The organism is Nocardioides daphniae (assembly GCF_004777465.1).
In the GTDB taxonomy this organism is placed as follows: domain Bacteria; phylum Actinomycetota; class Actinomycetes; order Propionibacteriales; family Nocardioidaceae; genus Nocardioides; species Nocardioides daphniae.
This window is the reverse complement of the sequence record NZ_CP038462.1, coordinates 2,477,987-2,497,362: the sequence shown is the minus strand read 5'-3', so window position 1 is coordinate 2,497,362 and position 19,376 is coordinate 2,477,987. Positions and strand designations below refer to the sequence as shown.

Genomic DNA, 19,376 nt, shown 5'->3' with positions numbered 1-19,376 from the left:
GGCACTCAGCAGGCCCGCCGTCAGGGCAGGCAGCAGGCGGGTCACAGGTCCGCGATGTGTTCGATGATCGCGGTGGTGGAGATGGCGGGGGTGCGCGCGAGGTAGACGACCTCGCAGACGTCGTTGAACTCGTCGAACTTGCCGGCCCAGTCGTCACCCATCACCAGGACGTCGGCGCCGTGCTCGACGATGTAGTCACGCTTCTGCTCGAGGCTCTCCTCGACGAAGACCTCGTCGACCACCTTCAGGGCCTTGACGATGGCCAGCCGCTCGGCCTGGCTGAAGACCGGGGTGCGCCCCTTCTTCCTCATGTTGAGCTCGTCGGCGGAGACGCCCACCACCAGGCGGTCACCCAGCGCGGCGGCCCGCTCCAGGATCCGCAGGTGACCGACGTGGAAGACGTCGAAGGTGCCGAACGTGAGGACGGTGCGGGACATGGGCGTCATCCTTTCACGAGCAGGGCAGGATGGAGGGGATGACTGACACCGCCACGCACCGCCGCGAGACCCCGATCTCGATCGTGACCCCCGAGCCCGCCGCCGACGCCGCGCGTCGCCGCGGCCTGAGGATCATGCGTACGGTCGCCGTCGGCCTGCTCGTGCTGGCCGCGGTGGTGTACGTCGCCACGCTCGGCCGCGACGGGTTCTGGGGCTACGTCAACGCCGGCGCCGAGGCCTCCATGGTCGGCGCGATCGCGGACTGGTTCGCCGTGACGGCGCTCTTCCGCCATCCGCTCGGACTGCCGATCCCGCACACGGCGCTGGTGCCGAAGCGCAAGGACGAGCTGGGCCGCGGCCTCGAGGAGTTCGTCGGGGAGAACTTCCTCCAGGAGGAGATCATCCGCGACCGGGTGGCGGCCTCCACGATCTCGTTGCGGATCGGCGAGTGGTTGCACGACGAAGCGCACGCCCGCCGCGTGGTCGACGAGGCCTCCGAGGTCGCGGCGATCGCGCTGGGGAAGGTGCGCGACGAGCACGTCGTCGACTTCGTCACCCAGGCGCTGGTGCCGCGCTTCCGCGAGGAGCCCGTCGCCCCGTTGGCCGGCAGCCTGCTGACCGAGGTCGTCGACGACGGCGTGCACCACGGCCTCGTCGACCTGGGCGTCGTCGAGCTGCACCGCTGGCTGCTCGACAACCCCGAGACCTTCGCCCGGGTGCTGTCGGAGCGCGCTCCGTGGTGGACGCCGCCGCGGCTCAACGAGGTGGTCACCGCCAAGCTCCACACCGAGGCGCTCAAGTGGCTCGAGGACATCCGCGACGACCCGCGCCACCACGCCCGTGAGGCGTTCGACTCGATGCTCGAGCAGCTGGCGAAGGACCTCCTGCACGACGAGGCCACGCAGGCGCGGGCCGAGGCGATGAAGGAGCGGCTGCTCGACCACCGCAGGTCACCGCACGGTCGCACGCGCTGCTCGACGGTGGTGTCGGTGTGGAACGCGCTGCGTCGCGCGACCCTCACCTCGCTGCGCGACCCCTCGGGCGCGCTGCGGGAGCGAGCGGTCGTCGAGCTGCTCAACCTCGGGGCGACGCTGCGCTCCGACGCCACTCTGCGGGAGCGGCTCGACCGGATGGCCGCTGACGCGGCGGTCTTCGTGGTCGCCCGCTACGGCGCCGAGGTCACCACCGTCATCACCCACACGATCGAGCGCTGGGACGGCCGCGAGGCGGCGGAGAAGATCGAGCTCCACGTCGGGCGCGACCTGCAGTTCATCCGGATCAACGGCACCGTCGTCGGCGGCTTCGTCGGCCTGCTCATCCACGCCGTCAGCCAGGCGCTGGGCCACTGACACGTGCGCTGACCCCAGCCGGCAGGGACGGTGCGAGACTGGAGCCATGACGACCCACCCCGGCTCCGGACCCGACCCCATGGACGTGGGCATCAATGACGAGTCCATCCGTCTCGGCCAGTTCCTCAAGCTCGCCAGCCTGGTCGAGCACGGGGGAGAGGCCAAGGAGCTCGTCGCCCAGGGTGCTGTCCAGGTCAACGGCGAGGTGGAGACCCGACGCGGTCGCCAGCTGCGCGACGGCGACGTCGTGGTGCTCGGCTCGCAGGCCGCGCGCGTCGTGCACGGCGAGGTCGAGGACGACCTGCCCTGGTGACCGGGGCCCGCTGACGGGGCCCGGGGCAGCCCCGGGACGACGAAGCCGCCGCGACCCACGAGGGGCGCGGGCGGCTTGCGTACGGGGTCACTTCACGGCGAGCAGGTCCACCACGAAGATCAGGGTCTCGCCCGGCTTGATCACGCCACCGGCGCCACGCTCCGTAGCCCAGGTGCGGCGGGATGACGAGGCGGCGGCGGCCGCCCACCTTCATGCCCTGCACGCCGGTGTCCCAGCCGGAGATGACCTGGCCGATGCCGAGGCGGAACTGCAGCGGGTTGCCGCGGTTGTAGCTGGCGTCGAACTCCTCGCCGGTGGAGTGCGCGACTCCGACGTAGTGGACGGAGACGGTGCTGCCGGAGGTGGCCTCGTCGCCGTCACCCACGACGAGGTCGGTGATCTCCAGGTCTGCGGGGGCGTCGCCCATGTGCGGGTCGACTTCGGGCTTCTCCATGGCTGCCTCTCGTTGTGCGGGTGCCGGCACTCGTGTGCCTGCGGGCTCCATCCTATGCAGCCCCGGAGCGTCGCCTCCCTGCGTGCCGAGGCCTCGGGTCCTCCACCGGTGACGGCGTCGGCCACGTAGGCTGCGCCCGGGCCTGGACGGCCCTCACGACTCGCAGGAGATTGCCGATGACGCAGCCCATGACCTTCACCCTGTCCGAGGACGAGCGCCCCACGTCCTGGTACAACATCGTCGCCGACCTGCCGACGCCGCCTCCGCCGCCGCTGCACCCCGGCACCCACCAGCCCGTGGGTCCCGACGACCTGTCGGCGCTCTTCCCGCCGGAGCTGATCGCGCAGGAGGTCACCACCGAGCGCTACGTGGAGATCCCGGAGGCCGTGCAGGAGGTCTACGCCCAGTACCGCCCCGCGCCGCTCATCCGCGCCCGCAAGTGGGAGGAGAAGCTCGGCACGAAGGCCCGCATCTACGTCAAGTACGAGGGCGGCTCGCCGGCCGGCTCGCACAAGGTCAACACGGCCGTGCCCCAGGCGTACTACAACAAGCTCAACGGCATCAACCGCCTCACCACCGAGACCGGCGCCGGGCAGTGGGGCACCGCCCTGGCCTACGCCTGCTCGCTCTACGACATGGAGTGCGAGGTGTGGCAGGTCGGCCACTCCTTCGACACCAAGCCCCAGCGCCGCACCCTGATCGAGGTCTTCGGCGGCACGGTTCACCGTTCGCCGTCGCAGATGACCGAGTCGGGTCGCGCCTTCGAGGAGGGCCACCCCGGCTCGCTCGGCATCGCGATCTCCGAGGCCGTCGAGCTCGCCGCCCAGGACGAGACCGCGAAGTACGCGCTCGGCTCGGTGCTCAACCACGTGCTGCTGCACCAGACCGTTATCGGCCAGGAGGCGGTCCTCCAGCTGGAGAAGGCCGGGGAGTCCGGCGCCGACATCGTGATCGGCTGCGCGGGCGGCGGCTCCAACCTGGCCGGCCTGATCTTCCCGTTCCTGCGCGACAACCTCACCGCCGGCAAGTCGGCGCGCCTGGTCGCCGTCGAGCCGTCGTCCTGCCCGACGATGACCCGGGGCACCTACGCCTACGACTTCGGGGACACCGCGGGCCTCACGCCCCTGATGAAGATGTACACCCTGGGCCACGACTTCGTGCCGTCCCCGATCCACGCCGGCGGCCTGCGCTACCACGGCATGGCGCCGCTGGTCAGCCACGTCGTCCACGAGGGCATGGTCGAGGCCGTCGCCCTGGACCAGGACGAGTGCTTCGCCGCCGCGGTCGAGTTCGCCCGTACGCAGGGCATCGTCGCCGCTCCTGAGTCGTCGCACGCGTTGGCCCAGGCCCGCCGCGAGGTGCTGGCGGCCAACGAGGCCGGCACCGAGCCGGTCATCGTGATCGGTCTGTCGGGCTACGGCCTGCTCGAGCTGGGCGCCTTCGACTCCTACCTCAAGGGCAACCTGACCGGCGACTCGCTGCTCTCCGACGCCGACCTGGAGAAGTCGCTCTCGACCCTGCCGGAGATCCGCGGCTGACCGCTGACCGCCCACCGACGAGGCCCTCCCGCTGCGCAGCGGGAGGGCCTCGTCCGTCCGGGGGCGCGACTCAGGTCGTGTGGACGTACTTGTCGAGCTGGTCGCGCTCGAACTCAGCTCACCTATGGCTCTTGACCACGTCGCCGATGCTGATCACGCCGGTGAGCGCGCCGTCGGTGAGCACCGGGACGTGGCGGATGCGCTGGTCGGTCATCAGCTGCATGAGGTCGGTGACGTTCTCCGTGCCCTCGCAGGTGCGCACCTCGGCGGTCATGATCGAGGAGACGGTGTGGTCGAGCACCGTGCTCTCCTCGTTGAGCCGGCGTACGACGTCGCGCTCGCTGACGATCCCGTCCAGGGCGGTGCCGTCGGCGCTGACCACGACGGCGCCGATGTTGTGACGAGCCATCAGTGAGACCAGCTCGGCGACGGTGGCGTCGGGGGAGATCGTCACGATCTCCTGGATCTGCTTGCCCTTGAGTACGTCGTTGACACGCATGGCTCTCCTCCTGGTCCCGGAACCCTTGCGGTCACCGTAGTGGTCGCGGGCGGGCCTGAGAAGGGCCGGACATGCCCCAATGTGACCTGGAGCACGTGGGCCAGGAGGGCCTCAGGAGGTGGGGCGGCGGCGCAGCTCGGTGACCGACCCCGAGCGGCGGGCCTGCTGGTCGGGGTCGCTGCCGTCGTGCTCGGAGGTGCCGAGGAAGGCCAGCGCCGCGTCGTGGAGGTGGCCGTTGGTCGCGACCGCGTTGCCGCCCCAGGGGCCGTCCTCGCCGGTCAGCGAGGTGAAGCGGCCGCCGGCCTCACGCACGATGATGTCGAGCGCCGCCATGTCGTAGAGCTCGAGCTCCGGCTCGGCCGCGATGTCGACGGCACCCTCGGCGAGCAGCATGTAGGACCAGAAGTCGCCGTAGGCGCGGGTGCGCCAGACCCGGCGCGACAGCTGGATGAAGGCGTCGAGCTGCTCCCGCTCCTCCCAGCCCGACAGGGAGCTGTAGGAGAAGGAGGCGTCCTCGAGGCGGCGTACGTCGGAGACCTCGATGCGCTGGCCCTTGAGCAGGTTCTTGCCGGTCCAGGCGCCGCCGCCCTTGGAGGCCCACCAGCGGCGCTGCAGCTGCGGTGCGGAGACGACGCCGACCACGACCTCGCCGTCGACGACGAGCGCGATCAGGGTCGCCCAGACCGGGACGCCGCGGACGAAGTTCTTGGTGCCGTCGATCGGGTCGATGATCCACTGGCGCTGGCTGTGGCCGGTGGAGCCCTGCTCCTCGCCGAGGATCGCGTCGCGCGAGCGGGCCTTCGACAGCGTGCGGCGGATGCCCTCCTCCACGTCGCGGTCGGCGTCGGTGACCGGCGTGAGGTCCGGCTTGCTCATCACGTGGAGGTCGATCGCCTTGAAGCGGGACGTCGTGAGGGAGTCCGCGTCGTCGGCCAGCACGTGGGCGAGCCGCAGGTCGTCGGTGTAGTCAGAGGAGCCGGAGCCGGTGATCGACATGGGGCAAGGCTATGTGCTGCGGCGACCGCTCAGTACTCCTGCCCGCCCTCGCGGGCGGCGAGGAGCCGACGGAACGACTCCACGCGGTCGGGATCGGCGTCGCCAGCGGCCAGTGCCTCGTCGAGCTCGCACTCCGGCTCGCCGGCCCCGTGGGTGCAGCCGCGGGGGCAGTCCTCGTCATCTCGTCGAGGTCGGGAAAGGCCTCGATGAGCCGCTCGGGCTGCACGTGGGCCAGTCCGAAGGAGCGGATGCCGGGGGTGTCGATGATCCAGCCGGCGTGGTCGGGCAGCGCCAGGAGGTAGGCCGACGTCGAGGTGTGGCGGCCGCGTCCGGTGACGGCGTTGACGTGCCCGACCTCGCGCCTGGCGTCGGGCACGAGCGCGTTGACCAGCGTCGACTTGCCGACGCCGCTGTGGCCGACCAGGACGCTCGTACGCCCTGCAGCGCCGCCCGCACCTCGGACAGGTCGTCGCCGCGCTGGGTGACCACCCACGGCACCCCGAGGGAGCGGTAGGTGCGCAGCAACGGCTCGGGGTCGGCCAGGTCGGCCTTGGTGAGGCAGAGCAGGGGCGCCATGCCGGCGTCGTACGCCGCGACCAGGGCCCGGTCGATCAGGCGGGGGCGGGGCTCGGGGTCGGCGAGCGCGGTGACCACGACCAGCTGGTCGGCGTTGGAGACGATGACCCGCTCGACCGGGTCGTCGTCGTCCGCGGTGCGCCGCAGCACGGTGGTGCGCTCGGTGACCTCCACGATCCGGGCGAGGCTGCCGTCGCGTCCCGAGACGTCCCCGACCACGCGGACGCGGTCACCGACGACGACGCCCTTGCGGCCGAGGGGGCGTGACTTCATCGCCATCACGCGCTGGCCGTCGACGTCCAGGGTGAAGCGTCCGCGGTCGACCGTGATCACGCGGGCGTCGAGCGCGTCGTCGTAGGTCGGGCGGTCCTTGGTGCGGGGCCGCGTCCGTCGGCGGGGTCGCTCGTAGCTCTCGTGGTCGGTCTCGTCGTAGCGGTTGCTCATCTGTCGTCGGCCTCAGACCCGGGCTGCCCAGAGTCCGGACCAGTAGGCGGCGAAGTCGGGGAAGGTCTTCGACGTGGTCGCGATGTTCTCCACGGTGACACCCTCGACGGCCGCCGCCAGGATGACGCCGGCGTGGGCCATCCGGTGGTCGGCGTAGGTGTGGAAGACGCCGGGGTGCAGCGGCGCGGGGTGGATCTCGAGCCCGTCGGGGTGCTCGACGACGTGGCCGCCGAGCCCGTTGATCTCGGTGGCCAGTGCGGCCAGGCGGTCGGTCTCGTGGCCCCTGACGTGGCCGATGCCGGTGAGCCGGGAGGGGCTCTCGGCCAGCGCGCAGAGGGCGGCGACCGCGGGGGTCAGCTCGCCGACGTCGTGCATGTCCTCGTCGACGCCGCGCAGCCGCTGCGGGCCGGTCACGGCCAGGCCCTCGTCGACGAGTGCGACGTCGCAGCCCATCCGGCCGAGGATGTCGGCCGTGGCCGCGCCGGCCTGGGTGGTGGAGCGGGGCCAGTCGCGTACCACGACCCGTCCGCCGGAGACAGCGGCCAGGGCCAGGAACGGGGCGGCGTTGGAGAGGTCTGGCTCCACGAGGTGGTCGCGGGCCGTGATCGGGCCCGGCGCGACGGCCCACCGGTCGGGGACCGAGTCGTCGACCGCCACACCGTGGTGACGCAGCAGCTGCACCGTCATCTCGATGTGGGGGAGCGAGGGCACCGGGGCGCCGGAGTGGACGACCTCCACCCCCTCGTCGAAGCGGGCGCCAACCAGGAGCAGGGCCGAGATGAACTGGCTGGAGGCCGACGCGTCGAGCACGACCCGGCCTCCTCGTACGCTGCCGGTGCCGTGCACCGCGAACGGCAGGCCACCCGAGCCGCCGTCGTCGACGCGGACGCCGAGGGCGCGCAGCGCGGCCAGCATCTCGCCGACCGGGCGGTTGCGCATGTGCGGGTCGCCGTCGAAGGCGGTCACGCCGGGGACGAGGGCGGCGAGCGGCGGGACGAAGCGCATCACCGTGCCGGCCAGGCCGCAGTCGACCCGGCGGTCGTCGGTGGGCGCCGAGCTGCCCAGCGGGGCGGGGGTGACGTGCCAGTCGTCGCCGTCGGTGTCGACCTCGGCGCCGAGGCTGCTCAGGGCCCCGGCCATCAGCAGGGTGTCGCGCGAGTGGAGCGCCTTGCGGACCACGGAGGGCCCGTCGGCCAGCGCTGCCAGGATCAGGGCGCGGTTGGTGAGCGACTTGCTGCCGGGCAGGTCGACCACGAGGTCGACCGGTGCGGACGCGAAGGGGGCGGGCCAGGGGTCGAGGGTGTCGGGGAGCAGGCTCACCGGCCCAGCCTAGTCATCGGTGGAGTCCCGGTGCAGGTGCAGGTCGACGCTGTTGTTGGAGAGGTCGGCGTCGTCGACCTGGTCGCTCGCCACCCTCATGGTGAGGACCGGGGAGCCGCTGATGCGGATCACCGTGAACTTCACGACCTGGGGCGCGCCGGTGCCGATCAACGTGCACCTCACCGGTCCGCCGAAGAACGAGCTGCATCCCGGGGTGCTCGTCCCGTAGAGGTAGATGCCCTCGTCGCTGACGTCGAAGGTGGCCACGGCGTCGACCGGCAGCCCGGAGATCGTCGCCGTGACCTCGTAGCTCAACAACCGCGGGTCGAGGTCGCGGAGACGCTCAGGTCAGAGGTGGGCGTGGGCTCGTCCGTCGGGGTCGGCTCGTCGGTCGGCGTGGGGTCGTCGGTCGGCGTGGGCTCGTCGGTTGGCGTGGGGTCGTCGGTCGGCGTGGGGTCGTCGGTTGGCGTGGGGTCGTCGGTCGGCGTGGGGTCGTCGGTGGGCGTCGGCTCGTCCGTGGGGGTGGGCTCGTCGGTGGGCGTCGGCTCGTCCGTCGGGCTGGGGGACGGGCTGGGGGACGGGCTGGGCGACGGGCTGGGCGACGGGCTGGGCGACGGGTCGGGACTTGGCTGGGGGCTCGGCGAGGACGGGTCCGTCGGCGTCGGGTCCGGGCTGGGCTCCGGAGACGGGGTGGGGTCCGGGCTCGGCTGAGGGCTGGGCTCCGTCGTCGGGGTCGGGTCCGGTGTGGTGCTCGGCTCGTCGGTCGGGTCCGGCGTGGGCTCCGGTGACGTGGTCGGCTCGTCGGTCGGGTCCGGCGTGGGCTCCGGTGATGTGGTCGGCTCGTCGGTCGGCTCCGGCGACGGCGACGTGGAGGGGGACGGCGACGGGGTGGTCGAAGGCGTGGGCTCGGGCGACGGAGTCGTGGAGGGCTCCGAGGTGGGACCCGTGGAGGGGTCAGGGCTGGTCGACGCCGAGGGCGTCTGCGACGGCTCGGGCGTCGAGGTGGGCCCGGCTGTGGGCCCAGTCGTGGGCTCAGCTGTGGGGCTTGAGGTCGGCCCAGCGGTCGGCGTCGGGCCAGCCGTGGGCTCGTCCGTGGGGGCAGGTGAGTCCGACGGGTCCGGTGCGCCCGTCGGCGCGTCGGTCGGGTCGCCGTCGGGTGGGGCGTCGGTGGGGTCGCCCGGGCCGCCGTCGGTCGGCTCCTGCGAGGGATCACCCGGCGCGCCGGCGGTGGGTGGGGCGTACGTCGCGGTGGGGAGGCCGAAGGGGAGGGGCCCGCCGGGCGGTTCCACGCCCTGGCGGTCGTCGCTTCCGACCCGGCCCTCGGGCATCCCGGGCAGCGGCGAGGCCGACGCCGTCGCGACCAGCGGCGGGTCGGAGGTGATCGCCGGGGGCTCGTTGGGGCTCATCACCATCACCACCGCCGCAGCCGCGGCGCCGGCCGCGGCCAGACCGGCAGCCCCGACGGCCGCCGCGGTGACCGTGTTGCCGAGCACCGCGTCGCGCACGCGCCCGACCACGGTGGAGATGACGCCCGAGGAGCTCGCCGCTCCGGCCGCACCCGAGGCGACGTACGCCGAGGCGAGCCCGCCGAGCAGCAACGGCGCGAGGATGCCGGCGAGGTTGTTGTTGACCTCGGTGAGCTCGAGGTAGATCGCCATGCAGGTGCGGCACTCGTCGAGGTGCGTCTCGACCTTCGCGGAGTCGCGCCGCGACGTCCCGTTGCGGATGTAGGCGCCCAGTGTCTGGTGCACCCACCGGCAGGTGTCACCCTCGAGCTCGTTGGCGTGCTCGTTGAGGAAGGCCTGGCGCAGGCCCTCGCGTGCGCGGTAGGCCAGCGCCGAGACGGAGTTGGGCGTCATGCCGAGCAGCGGAGCCACGTCGGCCGGCTTCTGCCCCTCGACCTCGGTGTGCCACAGGACCAGCTGCCAGCGCTCGGGCAGCGAGGCGAAGGCCCGTGCGGCTGCCGCGTTCTCGAAGCCCTCGACGGCGGTGTCGCGGAAGGGACACCGGGGTCGAAGGGCTCCAGGTCGTCGGTCGGCTGCACCTTCGACGCGGCGCGGGCCTTGTCGACGCGCAGGCTGCGCAGCGCGGTCAGCAGGTAGGCCCGGAAGGCGACGTCGGGCCCGCCTCCACGCTGCAGCACGCCGAGCACCTTGGCGAACGCGTCGGCGACCAGGTCCTCGGCGTCCGCGCGCTGCGCGAGCTGTCGGGCGAGCCGACGGGCTGCGTCGACGTGGCGTGCGTACAGCAGTCCGTAGGCATCCAGATCTCCGCCGCGGACCGCCGAGATGAGTTCGGCGTCTCCGGGCTCGTCGATCAATGGCAGCGCTTGGGTCACGGCACTCGCATCCGAGGACGATGGGACGTGACCAGCGTAGCGATTCGGGCAGCACGTGCCCGGGTCGGCAAAAACTTCTCCGATCGCGTCATGGAAGGCACCCTGCGCCGTCCCTTCCACGAGTGGTCCGACGAACGAGGAGGGAGCCATGGGATCTTCGCCGCATGGGGGCGCCAGAGCGCCACGGCTCCCGCGAGCACGCTCGACCCCTCGCTCGCGACCCCCGGAGGGAGCATGGGGCTCCCCGTGGGGTTCGAGGGCGTCGGTGAGGCGCTCCTCTCGGACGGCTGCCCGCTCGCTGCTGCGAGGCGGCGGGGCGGGAGAGCGCCCTGGACGGCGCGTCGGTGGACGAACGCTCGCGAGCCTGCGTACGACGTGGCAGCAGGTCCGCGCGGAGGACCCCGCCTACGAGGCGGTCGCGGCCCTGGTCGCGGCCTGGAGCGAGGCGACCCTCTCGGTGGTGAGCCACATCAGCTGCGAGGACCCGATGACCGGGCTCTCCAGCCTGGCCCACGTGCGCAGCACCCTGTCGACGCTCTACCGCCGCCACCGTCCGGGTGGCGTCCACCCGCGTGACTCGCACGCCCTGGTCGTCGTCGACCTGCCGCGTGACCGGCACGGCGGCGACGGCGGCGGGGACCCGATCGGGCGGGCGATGCGGATGGCGGCGTTGGGGGAGGCCCTGCGCACCGTCTACCCCCGCCGAGGTGGTCGGACGCCTCGGCGTCAACCGGGTCGCCGTCCTGGCCGAGCGGGACGCCCGCCTCGGGGTCAAGGTCCGGCTGCTGCGCCGACTCGTCGACGGGGTCGACGTGCGGGGCCACGACGCCCGGGTCTGGATCGAGGGCCTGCCCGCCAGCGACCTGGCCAGCGGCCTGATGCTCGACGAGCTGGCGCGCGCCTGACGCACGCCCCGTCGCGGCGCCGAGCGCGGCTAGGGTGGGCGCATGTGCGGTCGCTACGCGTCGAGCCGACGCCCCGAGGACCTCGTCGAGGAGTTCGAGGTGGTCGAGAACAGGGTGCCCGCGCCCCTGGCGGCCGACTACAACGTCGCCCCCACCAAGGAGGTGTACGCCGTCCTCGAGCGCCCGGCGCGCACCGAGGCCGATGGCTCCGCGGTGCCGGCCCAGCGGCAGCTGCGCACGCTGACGTGGGGGCTCGTGCCGTCGTGGGCCAAGGATCCCGCGATCGGCAGCCGGATGATCAACGCCCGCGCGGAGACCGCCAGCGAGAAGCCGGCCTTCCGCAAGGCGTTCCGCTCGCGGCGCTGCCTGCTCCCCGCCGACGGCTACTACGAGTGGTACGTGACCTCGGAGGTGACGAAGGCCGGGAAGCCGGTCAAGCAGCCCTACTTCATCCGGCCCCGCGACGGCGGCGTGCTGGCGATGGCCGGGCTCTACGAGATCTGGCGCGACCCCGACCGGGCCGACGACGACCCGGATCGCTTCCGGTGGACCTGCACGGTCCTGACCACCGAGGCCGCCGACGACCTCGGCCACATCCACGACCGGATGCCGCTGATGGTCGAGCGCGAGCGGTGGGACGACTGGCTCGACCCCGCGCTGGGTGAGGTGGAGCAGGTCGGTGACCTGCTGGTCCCCGCGGCCCCGGGCGTGCTGGAGGCCTACCCGGTCTCGACAGCCGTGGGCAACCACCGCAACAACGGTCCGCAGCTGGTGGAGCCGCTGCCGCTCGAGGACGTCGCGGGCCACGACACCGGGGCGGAAGGGGAGGGCGAGGACGCCCTCTTCGCCGCCGAGGAGATCGAGAAGAAGGACACGAGGGAGCGCAGATGAGGGTCGAGGAAGAGCTGGTCGAGACGCCGCGTGGCGAGGGGCGCCTGGTCGTCCACCACGCCGTCGACCCCGTCGCGGTGCTCCTGCTCAGCCACGGCGCCGGGGGTGGCATCGAGGCGATCGACCTCGTGGCCCTGGCCGAGGCGCTGCCGCCGCAGGGCGTGACGGTCGCGCTCTTCGAGCAGCCCTGGCGCCGCGCCGGACGCAAGATCGCCACCGCGCCCGCGACCCTGGACGAGGCCTTCGTCGTGGCCGCCGGGCTGATGCCGTCGGACCTGCCGCTCATCGTCGGGGGTCGCTCGGCCGGCGCCCGCTCCGCCGCCCGTACCGCCCTGCAGGTGGGGGCGAGTGGCTGCCTGGCCCTCTCCTTCCCGCTGCACCCGCCGGGCAAGCCGGAGAAGTCGCGGCTGGAGGAGCTGCACGGCGCCGAGGTCACGACCCTGGTGGTGCAGGGCGAGCGCGACACGATGGGCACCCCGTCGGAGTTCCCCGACGACGTCGACGTCTGCGTCGTGCCGTACGCCGACCACTCCCTCAAGGTGCCCAAGCGGGCGCCCCTGGAGCAGGAGGAGGCGCTGGCGATCGTGGTGGAGGCAACGCTGGAGTGGGTGGTCCGGGAGGCAGCCGGTGACGTGGTGGGGAATCAATCCGCATGAGGCCGTGTTGTGCTGCTCGTGCTGGCAACACTGACGACCGACGACACGACGGTAGTGTGGGATCCGATGACTGACTCCCTCACCGAAGAGACTGACGCGCAGCGCGCGCAGCGCTTCGAGCGCGACGCGATGCAGTACCTCGACCAGCTCTACTCGGCCGCGATGCGGATGACCCGCAACCCCGCCGACGCGGAGGACCTGGTCCAGGAGACGTACGCGAAGGCCTTCGCCTCGTTCCACCAGTTCAAGGCCGGCACCAACCTCAAGGCCTGGCTCTACCGCATCCTGACGAACACGTTCATCAACGTGTACCGCAAGAAGCAGCGGCAGCCGCAGCAGTCGATGGCCGAGGACGTCGAGGACTGGCAGCTCGCCCGTGCCGAGTCGCACACCTCGTCCGGCCTCAAGTCGGCCGAGACCGAGGCGCTCGAGCACCTCCCCGACTCCGAGGTCAAGGAGGCGCTGCAGAAGCTGCCGGAGGAGTTCCGACTGGCGGTCTACCTGGCCGACGTCGAGGGCTTCGCCTACAAGGAGATCGCCGAGATCATGGAGACGCCGATCGGCACCGTGATGTCGCGCCTCCACCGTGGCCGCCGTCAGCTGCGCGACCTGCTGAGCGACTACGTACGCGAGAACGACCTGCTCCCCGGGGGCGCCAGCACGAAGGGCGAGGACCAATGAGCCACCAGCACAACGACGACTGTGCGGACTACCTCGAACGCATCGTCTACTTCCTGGACAACGAGCTCGACGGCGCCGACTGCGCGGCCGTCCAGGCGCACCTCGACGAGTGCGGCCCGTGCCTGCAGAAGTACGACCTCCAGCGCACGGTGAAGACCGTCGTCGCGCGCTCGTGCAGCGAGTCCGCTCCCGAGGGTCTGCGGGAGCGGGTCCTGGTGCAGCTGCGCGAGGTGCAGGTCCGCATCACCGAGGGCTGAGCCCCGGACGTACGCCTCTCGCCGGGGCGAACAGGGAGGCGATTGGCCTCCGCGCCCCGGAGTTTGAGAAGATGGCCCGCACTGACATCCAGGAGGACACCATGGGCAAGACCGGTCGCAAGCGCCGCGCTCGCAAGAAGAAGGGCGCGAACCACGGCAAGCGCCCCAACGCCTGAGCGTTGAAGCACCAGGACCCCCGAGCCTCACGGCGCCGGGGGTCCTTGCTTTTCGTCGTGGTCGCCGTCAGGCGAGCTTGGCCATGAACTTCTCCGCGTCGACGACGACACGGGTGATCTCGCCCGAGGCGACCACCTTGCCGGGCGCGTCGCCCACCACGTTGCGGGCGGCGACGGTGAAGCGGTGCAGGGCGCCCGTCGACGTACGCCGTCGAGGCCTGCACCTCGACGACCTGACCGACCGCGCTCGGCGCGAGTGTCTCGACGGCGATCCGGGTGCCGACGCTGGTGCCGCCCGGCGGGAGGGAGGGAGCGACCGCTTCGCAGGTCACCATCTCCAGCCATGCGATCAACCGGGGCGTGCCCAGCACGCGGAGGCTGCCGCTGCCGACCGCGACGGCCGTGTCGTCCTCGGCGACGGTGAAGCGACGGTGTGGGTCGTCGGTGTGTCCATGTCTCTCCAGTCGCTGCGGTCGGGGGTCAGATGCCGAACGTGGCCCGGGGGTAGGCCGCCTCGACGTCGGTGATGACGTTGACCAGGTAGGGCACTCCCGAAGCGTAGGCCCGGTCGAGGGCCGGCCCGATCTGCCGGGGGTCGGTCACCGTCTCACCGGCACCGCCCAGCGACCTCACCACGTCGTCGTACCGGGTGCGCTGAGCCAGGTCGGCGGCGACGTCGTAGCCGTAGAGCATCTGCATCGGCCCCTTCTCGAGCCCCCACGCGGAGTTGTTGCCCATCACCATGACCACGGGCAGGTTGTGGCGCACGAGGGTGTCGACGTCCATCAGCGAGAAGCCCGCCGCGCCGTCGCCGAGCAGCAGGGTCACCTGGGCCGAGGGGCGGGCGATGCGGGCTGCGATGGCGGCTCCGAGACCGGCGCCGAGGCAGCCGTACGGACCGGGGTCGAGCCAGCCGCCGGGGCGCTTCGGCTCCACGAACTTGCCGGCGAAGCTCACGAAGTCGCCGCCGTCACCGATCACCACGGAGTCGTCGGCCAGCCGGGGGACCAGCTCGCCGTAGATGCGGGCGGGGTGGATCGGGTCGGCCTCGGCGGAGAGCAGCGCCCGGTCCCGCTCGGTGGTAGCGGCCACCGTTGCCTGCAGGTCGGTGGTCCAGGCCGTCCAGTCCGGGCGCTGGCCCGCCCGCTCGAAGGCGCTGGCGATCCCGTCGAGGGCCAGCGTCAGGTCGCCGGCGGTCGAGGCGGCCAGGGTGGCGTGCGCGGAGACCTGCCCGGGGGAGTCGGCCACGTGGACCACCTCGGCGACCGGGGCACCGTCCTTGCCGCCGAAGGAGCCGTAGCCCAGGCGGAAGTCCAGCGGCGTGCCGACCACGACCACCAGGTCGGCGGTGCCGAGGGCCTGGCCGCGAGCCTTGGTCACGAGGAGGGGGTGCCCGGCGGGCAGCACGCCACGACCCATCCCGTTGGTCAGGGTGGGGATGCCCAGCGACTCGACCAGGCGAAGGGCCGCCTCCTCGGCGTGGTCGGCCCAGACGTCGGTGCCCAGCACCAGCACCGGGCGTCGCGCGCGGGCGAGCAGGGCGGCGATCGTGCTGAGCGCGTCACCGTCCGGCTCGAGGGGAGCCGGCCGCTCGCCGGTCGGGGTCGGACCGGAGGCGCTGTTGAAGAACTCGTCCATCGGCACGTCGACGAAGACCGGGCCGCGGTGCGAGCTGCCCGCCGTGCGGAAGGCGGCGTCGACTCCGCCCAGGACGTCGCCGGCGGTGGGGAGGGTGCGCGCGTCCTTCGCCACCGGGGCGACCAGGGGTGGCTGGTCGAGCTCCTGGAGGCTTCCGGTGCCCCACCGGTTCTGCGGGGCGCGCCCGCCCACGACCACCATCGGCGAGCCGTTGAACTGGGCCTGGGCGATCGCGCTGATGCCGTTCGTGACGCCGGGGCCGGCGGTGAGGACGGCCAGGCCCGGGGTGCGGGTGAGCTTGCCGGTCGCCTCCGCGGCGAAGGCGGCGGTCTGCTCGTGGCGCACGTCCAGCAGCCGCATCGGAGGCTCGGCCTTGACGGCACCGTCGTACATCGGGAAGACGTGGGCACCCGAGAGCGTGAACATCGTCGACACCCCGTGGGCGCGGGCCGCGGTCACGGCCAGCTCACCGGCGTGGCCTGTGGTCGTCTCGTCCGTCATGTGACGCAGGTTACTTGCCGGTCACCATTCTGGGGAGGTGCTGTCCGTTGCTGGAGCGCAGGGCGTCGTTGATGGCCAGGAGCAGGTCGGCCCGAGTGCTGGGCCGGTGCGGTCCGAGCAGCAGCTGGAGGTGGAGCGAGCGCAGCAGCTCCTGGGCGTTGCGGGTGCGCAGCCACGGGTCGGAGGAGGCGGGGACGCTCTCGGGGTCGGCCGCGGCACCCACCCGCGCGACCCACCGCTCGACCACGTCGAAGGGGACCCGTTCGCGGGCCAGCACCTGCACGGTCGCAGCGGCGAGGTGGTCGGTCTCGCCGTGGTCCAACGGGGAGGGCCGCACCAGGCGGTCGGCGACGACGTCGAGGAGCACGGTGAGCTCCATGGCGTCGAGGTGGCGCGAGCCGGCCAGTGCTCCGATCGCGTCGGCGCCGTGCGCCACGGCGCGTGCCGTGCCCTGCTCGGGGATCCAGCCGCGTACGTCCTGCTCCCGCAGCAGCCAGCTGGTCAGCAGGTCGCCCCAGCGCAGGACGTCCTCGCGGGGGAGCAGCTGCTCGTCGTTGTCGCGGCGCAGCACGTGCGCGATGACGCGCGCCGACCAGCTGCGTCGGAAGACGGTCGGGGTGCCGGTCTCGCCGATGCCGACCCGGAGCCCTGCCACCATGCCGTCGCCGAGCCCGACGAGCAGATCGTCGTAGACGCCGCGGCCGATCCAGACGGTCAGCACCTGCAGTGCGAGCCCGTCCCTGATCTCCGGGTCGGGGGAGCCGAGCATGGTGGTCAGCTCGGCGGTGAGGTCGCCCAGGGTGCGGTCGGGCGGCACGTGCACGCCGTCGCGCACCACCCCGCGCCAGTACCCAACACCCATGCGTCCATCCTGCCAGCCGGGGCATGGATCTGGGGAGGGTACCGAGGAGTCAGGGGCCGAAAGTGAGCGCTCTCGCGGCCCTTGGTGGGCGTCAGCGACGGGGGAGGCCGGAGCGCGTCCTAGTGTGGTTCTCGTGCCCTCCCTGACTGAACTGGTGCGAGCCCACACCGACCTCGACGACGCGGACGTGGACTGGCTGACGAGGCTGATGGCGGACTGGCAGATCATCGCCGACCTCTCCTTCGCCGACCTCGTGCTGTGGCTGCGTGACGGGGACGACCGCGGCTTCTGGGCCGGGGGCCAGATGCGCCCCACGACCGGCCCCACGGCGCTGGTCGACGACGTCGTGGGCACCTTCGTCCCGGCCGGGCGACGCCGGATGCTCGACAAGGCGTGGGAGCAGCAGCGGCTGATCCGCGAGGGCGACCCGGAGTGGAGCGACGACGTGCCGGTGCGCGTCGAGGTGGTCCCCGTGCGCCGGGGCGACCGCGTCATCGCGCTGATCATGCGCAACACCAACCTGCTGGGCGTGCGTACGCCGAGCCGCCTCGAGCTCGCCTACGTGCAGACCGCCTCCGACCTGGCGCAGATGATCTCGCACGGGCACTTCCCGCCCGAGGGGCAGCGCAGCGAGGACGCCGACGCACCGCGCGTGGGCGACGGCTTCATGCGCGTCGACGCCTCCGGGCGCGTGACGTACGCCAGCCCCAACGCCCTGTCCGTCTACCGCCGCCTGGGGCACCAGGGCGACCTGGCCGGCCTGGTGCTGGGCGACCTCACCCGCGAGCTGGTGCCGGCACGGCGGCGGCAGGACGAGGAGACGCTCAGTGCGGTGCTGGGCGGACGGGCACCGCGGGCCGCCGAGGTCACCACCGACGGGGCGTCGGTGATCGTCCGGTCGATCCCGCTGCTGCCGCGGGGTGAGCGGATCGGAGCCCTCATCCTGCTGCGCGACGTCACCGACCTGCGTCGCCGTGAGCGCGAGCTGATGACGAAGGACGCCACCATCCGGGAGATCCACCACCGGGTGAAGAACAACCTCCAGACCGTGGCCGCCCTGCTCCGGCTGCAGGCGCGGCGCATCGACGTCCCCGAGGCCAAGTGGGCGCTCGAGGAGGCCGTGCGGCGGGTCGGCTCGATCGCGATCGTCCACGAGACCTTGAGCCAGGCAGTGGCCGAGCACGTCGAGTTCGACGAGATCGCCGACCGGCTGGCCCGCATGGTCAGCGACGTCAGTGCGACCGGCCACCGGGTGGAGATCCGCCGCGAGGGGTCGTTCGGCGACCTCTCCTCCGAGGTCGCGACCGCGCTGGCGATGGTGGTCACCGAGGTGCTGCAGAACGCGGTCGAGCACGGCTACCCGACCGACGAGGACCAGGTGGCGTCTGCGGACGATGCCGTGGAGCCCGCCACGGGACTGATCGTCCTCAGCGTGCGTCAGGTGCGCGACCGGCTCGAGGTCGAGGTCGTCGACGACGGGGTCGGTCTTCCGGATGGGTTCGACCTGGTGGGTTCCACCAACCTCGGACTCTCGATCGTGCGCACCCTCGTCGAGTCGGAGCTCGGTGGGCACATCACGATGGGTGCGGCCCCTGACGGGCGAGGCACTCGCGTCGTGATCGACGTCCCGCTCGACTGAGCCCCCCAGCCCCGAGCGGTACGACGGTCAGGCGGTGCGGACCCGGGCGCGGGCGTTGCGGCGCTTGAGCGCGCGGCGCTCGTCCTCGCTGAGGCCACCCCACACGCCGTGGTCCTGGCCGGCCTCGAGGGCCCACTGCAGGCAGAGCTCGCGCACGTCGCAGCGGCGGCAGACCTGCTTGGCCTCTTCGATCTGCAGGATCGCAGGACCCGTGTTGCCGATCGGGAAGAAGAGTTCGGGGTCTTCGTCGAGGCACGCTGAACGGTGGCGCCAATCCATGGGGGAGGAGTCCTCTTCCTGGGGTGGGGGAGTGAGTGACTGGAGCAAGGTCTGTGGACCCTGCGTCCAGAGAGGTGAAGCAATGCGCAAAGGGACGTCCGAGCAGTCCTCTGTAGGGCGCAACCCAATCTTCCAACAGATTGCAGATCGCACAACCCCTGCCGGGCGTCACATCCGTCACAACTAAAGTGGCTGACGTGAACCCGCCTCCTGTGCCTTCCCCCGGATCCGAGCCCACCGGAGCGCTCGACGGTGCCCCGACGTCCCGTGTTCCGTGGGCTCTGGCGATGGCCGTCCTGGGCATCATGGTCGAGGCCGTGGTCTTCGTGGGTCTGGGAGTCGCCGAGCTCGTGGCACTCGACTCGAAGCGGCTCGCCATGGGGCTGAGCACGGCAGGCTTCTTCGTCGGCTACGGAGCGCTGCTCGCCTTCTGCGGCCGCGCGCTCTGGCAGCGCGAGGCCTGGGCGCGCAGCATCGTCGTGATGGCGCAGCTGATCCACCTCGGCACGGCGTGGAGCAACCGCGACGCCAACCCGGTGCTGGCCGCGCTGGCCGCGGCGACGGCCCTGGTCGTCCTGGTGGGGATCTTCCACCCCGCCAGCCTCAAGGCCGTCGACCGCTGACCGG

Annotated in this window: 21 protein-coding genes and 3 pseudogenes; 11 read left to right on the top strand and 13 right to left on the bottom strand. The window is 72.3% G+C overall.

Annotated features, from left to right (window positions below):
- Window positions 1–41: 41 nt before the first annotated feature.
- Window positions 42–437, bottom strand: a complete 396-nt coding sequence (locus E2C04_RS12260; RefSeq protein ID WP_135832808.1) for an FAD synthase family protein — start codon at window positions 435–437, stop codon at window positions 42–44.
- A 38-nt stretch (window positions 438–475) separates the two neighbouring features.
- Here E2C04_RS12260 and E2C04_RS12255 point away from each other — a divergent pair, with 38 nt between their 5' ends.
- Together E2C04_RS12255 and E2C04_RS12250 are read left to right on the top strand one after the other, a co-directional pair.
- Window positions 476–1,786 (top strand): DUF445 domain-containing protein, encoded by a 1,311-nt coding sequence (locus E2C04_RS12255; protein WP_202977782.1) that lies wholly within the window; start codon window positions 476–478, stop codon window positions 1,784–1,786.
- A 79-nt stretch (window positions 1,787–1,865) separates the two neighbouring features.
- Window positions 1,866–2,099 carry an RNA-binding S4 domain-containing protein gene (locus E2C04_RS12250; protein ID WP_188422410.1) on the top strand — a complete coding sequence of 78 codons (234 nt, stop codon included), beginning with the start codon at window positions 1,866–1,868 and terminating at the stop codon, window positions 2,097–2,099.
- 87 nt (window positions 2,100–2,186) lie between these two features.
- Here E2C04_RS12250 and E2C04_RS12245 read toward each other — a convergent pair.
- Window positions 2,187–2,553 (bottom strand): annotated as a pseudogene (locus E2C04_RS12245) (FKBP-type peptidyl-prolyl cis-trans isomerase).
- A gap of 176 nt (window positions 2,554–2,729) precedes the next feature.
- On the opposite strand from E2C04_RS12245, the gene E2C04_RS12240 reads away from it, so the two are divergent.
- Window positions 2,730–4,091, top strand: coding sequence for a TrpB-like pyridoxal phosphate-dependent enzyme (locus E2C04_RS12240; RefSeq protein ID WP_135832806.1), 1,362 nt, complete (start codon window positions 2,730–2,732; stop codon window positions 4,089–4,091).
- A gap of 118 nt (window positions 4,092–4,209) precedes the next feature.
- Here the strand turns inward: E2C04_RS12240 and E2C04_RS12235 are convergent, their stop codons facing one another.
- The 7 genes and pseudogenes from E2C04_RS12235 to E2C04_RS12205 form a co-directional block, all read right to left on the bottom strand.
- Entirely contained in the window at window positions 4,210–4,590 is a 381-nt protein-coding gene (locus E2C04_RS12235) for a CBS domain-containing protein (protein WP_135832805.1), read from the bottom strand.
- Between the two features lie 111 nt (window positions 4,591–4,701).
- Entirely contained in the window at window positions 4,702–5,586 is an 885-nt protein-coding gene (hisN, locus tag E2C04_RS12230; protein WP_135832804.1) for a histidinol-phosphatase, read from the bottom strand.
- A 29-nt stretch (window positions 5,587–5,615) separates the two neighbouring features.
- Window positions 5,616–6,606 (bottom strand): annotated as a pseudogene (rsgA, locus tag E2C04_RS12225) (ribosome small subunit-dependent GTPase A).
- A gap of 12 nt (window positions 6,607–6,618) precedes the next feature.
- Window positions 6,619–7,926 carry a 3-phosphoshikimate 1-carboxyvinyltransferase gene (gene aroA, locus E2C04_RS12220; RefSeq protein WP_135832803.1) on the bottom strand — a complete coding sequence of 436 codons (1,308 nt, stop codon included), beginning with the start codon at window positions 7,924–7,926 and terminating at the stop codon, window positions 6,619–6,621.
- Window positions 7,927–7,935: 9 nt separating this feature from the next.
- Window positions 7,936–8,241 (bottom strand): hypothetical protein, encoded by a 306-nt coding sequence (locus tag E2C04_RS12215; protein ID WP_135832802.1) that lies wholly within the window; start codon window positions 8,239–8,241, stop codon window positions 7,936–7,938.
- Window positions 8,238–9,785, bottom strand: a complete 1,548-nt coding sequence (locus tag E2C04_RS12210) for a zf-HC2 domain-containing protein (RefSeq protein WP_135832801.1) — start codon at window positions 9,783–9,785, stop codon at window positions 8,238–8,240. The genes E2C04_RS12215 and E2C04_RS12210 overlap by 4 nt, the downstream gene beginning before the upstream one ends.
- Window positions 9,782–10,264, bottom strand: a complete 483-nt coding sequence (locus E2C04_RS12205; protein WP_158630692.1) for an RNA polymerase sigma factor — start codon at window positions 10,262–10,264, stop codon at window positions 9,782–9,784. The genes E2C04_RS12210 and E2C04_RS12205 overlap by 4 nt, the downstream gene beginning before the upstream one ends.
- Before the next feature lie 707 nt (window positions 10,265–10,971).
- Between E2C04_RS12205 and E2C04_RS12200 the strand changes: the two genes are divergently transcribed.
- From E2C04_RS12200 to E2C04_RS22080, 6 genes are all read left to right on the top strand, one after another.
- Complete coding sequence (locus tag E2C04_RS12200; RefSeq protein ID WP_135832799.1) at window positions 10,972–11,169, top strand: hypothetical protein; 198 nt, start codon at window positions 10,972–10,974, stop codon at window positions 11,167–11,169.
- A 42-nt stretch (window positions 11,170–11,211) separates the two neighbouring features.
- Window positions 11,212–12,060, top strand: coding sequence for an SOS response-associated peptidase (locus E2C04_RS12195; RefSeq protein ID WP_135832798.1), 849 nt, complete (start codon window positions 11,212–11,214; stop codon window positions 12,058–12,060).
- Window positions 12,057–12,716 carry an alpha/beta hydrolase family protein gene (locus E2C04_RS12190; RefSeq protein ID WP_135832797.1) on the top strand — a complete coding sequence of 220 codons (660 nt, stop codon included), beginning with the start codon at window positions 12,057–12,059 and terminating at the stop codon, window positions 12,714–12,716. The genes E2C04_RS12195 and E2C04_RS12190 overlap by 4 nt, the downstream gene beginning before the upstream one ends.
- Before the next feature lie 66 nt (window positions 12,717–12,782).
- The gene (locus E2C04_RS12185; RefSeq protein WP_135832796.1) at window positions 12,783–13,397 is read left to right on the top strand and encodes a sigma-70 family RNA polymerase sigma factor; all 615 of its coding nucleotides are present in this window, start codon (window positions 12,783–12,785) and stop codon (window positions 13,395–13,397) included.
- Complete coding sequence (gene rsrA / locus E2C04_RS12180) at window positions 13,394–13,654, top strand: mycothiol system anti-sigma-R factor (protein WP_135832795.1); 261 nt, start codon at window positions 13,394–13,396, stop codon at window positions 13,652–13,654. Before E2C04_RS12185 ends, rsrA begins: the two co-directional genes overlap by 4 nt.
- 101 nt (window positions 13,655–13,755) lie before the next feature.
- The gene (locus tag E2C04_RS22080) at window positions 13,756–13,830 is read left to right on the top strand and encodes a 50S ribosomal protein bL37 (RefSeq protein ID WP_369759046.1); all 75 of its coding nucleotides are present in this window, start codon (window positions 13,756–13,758) and stop codon (window positions 13,828–13,830) included.
- A 251-nt stretch (window positions 13,831–14,081) separates the two neighbouring features.
- On the opposite strand, the pseudogene E2C04_RS22075 reads toward E2C04_RS22080, so the two are convergent.
- From E2C04_RS22075 to E2C04_RS12165, 3 genes and pseudogenes are all read right to left on the bottom strand, one after another.
- Window positions 14,082–14,201: pseudogene (locus tag E2C04_RS22075) on the bottom strand (thioesterase, FlK family); the annotation flags it as partial.
- A gap of 109 nt (window positions 14,202–14,310) precedes the next feature.
- Entirely contained in the window at window positions 14,311–15,969 is a 1,659-nt protein-coding gene (locus tag E2C04_RS12170; protein WP_135832794.1) for an acetolactate synthase, read from the bottom strand.
- 10 nt (window positions 15,970–15,979) lie between these two features.
- Complete coding sequence (locus E2C04_RS12165) at window positions 15,980–16,831, bottom strand: DUF2785 domain-containing protein (RefSeq protein ID WP_135832793.1); 852 nt, start codon at window positions 16,829–16,831, stop codon at window positions 15,980–15,982.
- Between the two features lie 154 nt (window positions 16,832–16,985).
- Between E2C04_RS12165 and E2C04_RS12160 the strand changes: the two genes are divergently transcribed.
- Window positions 16,986–18,470, top strand: coding sequence for a sensor histidine kinase (locus tag E2C04_RS12160; protein ID WP_338088756.1), 1,485 nt, complete (start codon window positions 16,986–16,988; stop codon window positions 18,468–18,470).
- A gap of 27 nt (window positions 18,471–18,497) precedes the next feature.
- Here the strand turns inward: E2C04_RS12160 and E2C04_RS12155 are convergent, their stop codons facing one another.
- Complete coding sequence (locus E2C04_RS12155) at window positions 18,498–18,749, bottom strand: WhiB family transcriptional regulator (RefSeq protein WP_068113543.1); 252 nt, start codon at window positions 18,747–18,749, stop codon at window positions 18,498–18,500.
- Window positions 18,750–19,036: 287 nt separating this feature from the next.
- Here E2C04_RS12155 and E2C04_RS12150 point away from each other — a divergent pair, with 287 nt between their 5' ends.
- The gene (locus E2C04_RS12150; protein WP_135832791.1) at window positions 19,037–19,372 is read left to right on the top strand and encodes a hypothetical protein; all 336 of its coding nucleotides are present in this window, start codon (window positions 19,037–19,039) and stop codon (window positions 19,370–19,372) included.
- Window positions 19,373–19,376: the final 4 nt, after the last annotated feature.

Excerpts from the sequence above, each read along its gene's own strand:
- E2C04_RS12260 (WP_135832808.1), bottom strand. The coding sequence starts at position 437 with ATGTCCCGCACCGTCCTCACGTTCGGCACCTTCGACGTCTTCCACGTC.
- E2C04_RS12255 (WP_202977782.1), top strand. The coding sequence starts at position 476 with ATGACTGACACCGCCACGCACCGCCGCGAGACCCCGATCTCGATCGTG.
- E2C04_RS12250 (WP_188422410.1), top strand. The coding sequence starts at position 1,866 with ATGGACGTGGGCATCAATGACGAGTCCATCCGTCTCGGCCAGTTCCTC.
- E2C04_RS12240 (WP_135832806.1), top strand. The coding sequence starts at position 2,730 with ATGACGCAGCCCATGACCTTCACCCTGTCCGAGGACGAGCGCCCCACG.
- E2C04_RS12235 (WP_135832805.1), bottom strand. The coding sequence starts at position 4,590 with ATGCGTGTCAACGACGTACTCAAGGGCAAGCAGATCCAGGAGATCGTG.
- hisN (WP_135832804.1), bottom strand. The coding sequence starts at position 5,586 with ATGTCGATCACCGGCTCCGGCTCCTCTGACTACACCGACGACCTGCGG.
- E2C04_RS12210 (WP_135832801.1), bottom strand. The coding sequence starts at position 9,785 with ATGACGCCCAACTCCGTCTCGGCGCTGGCCTACCGCGCACGCGAGGGC.
- E2C04_RS12195 (WP_135832798.1), top strand. The coding sequence starts at position 11,212 with ATGTGCGGTCGCTACGCGTCGAGCCGACGCCCCGAGGACCTCGTCGAG.
- E2C04_RS12190 (WP_135832797.1), top strand. The coding sequence starts at position 12,057 with ATGAGGGTCGAGGAAGAGCTGGTCGAGACGCCGCGTGGCGAGGGGCGC.
- E2C04_RS12185 (WP_135832796.1), top strand. The coding sequence starts at position 12,783 with ATGACTGACTCCCTCACCGAAGAGACTGACGCGCAGCGCGCGCAGCGC.
- rsrA (WP_135832795.1), top strand. The coding sequence starts at position 13,394 with ATGAGCCACCAGCACAACGACGACTGTGCGGACTACCTCGAACGCATC.
- E2C04_RS12170 (WP_135832794.1), bottom strand. The coding sequence starts at position 15,969 with ATGACGGACGAGACGACCACAGGCCACGCCGGTGAGCTGGCCGTGACC.
- E2C04_RS12165 (WP_135832793.1), bottom strand. The coding sequence starts at position 16,831 with ATGGGTGTTGGGTACTGGCGCGGGGTGGTGCGCGACGGCGTGCACGTG.
- E2C04_RS12155 (WP_068113543.1), bottom strand. The coding sequence starts at position 18,749 with ATGGATTGGCGCCACCGTTCAGCGTGCCTCGACGAAGACCCCGAACTC.
- E2C04_RS12150 (WP_135832791.1), top strand. The coding sequence starts at position 19,037 with ATGGCCGTCCTGGGCATCATGGTCGAGGCCGTGGTCTTCGTGGGTCTG.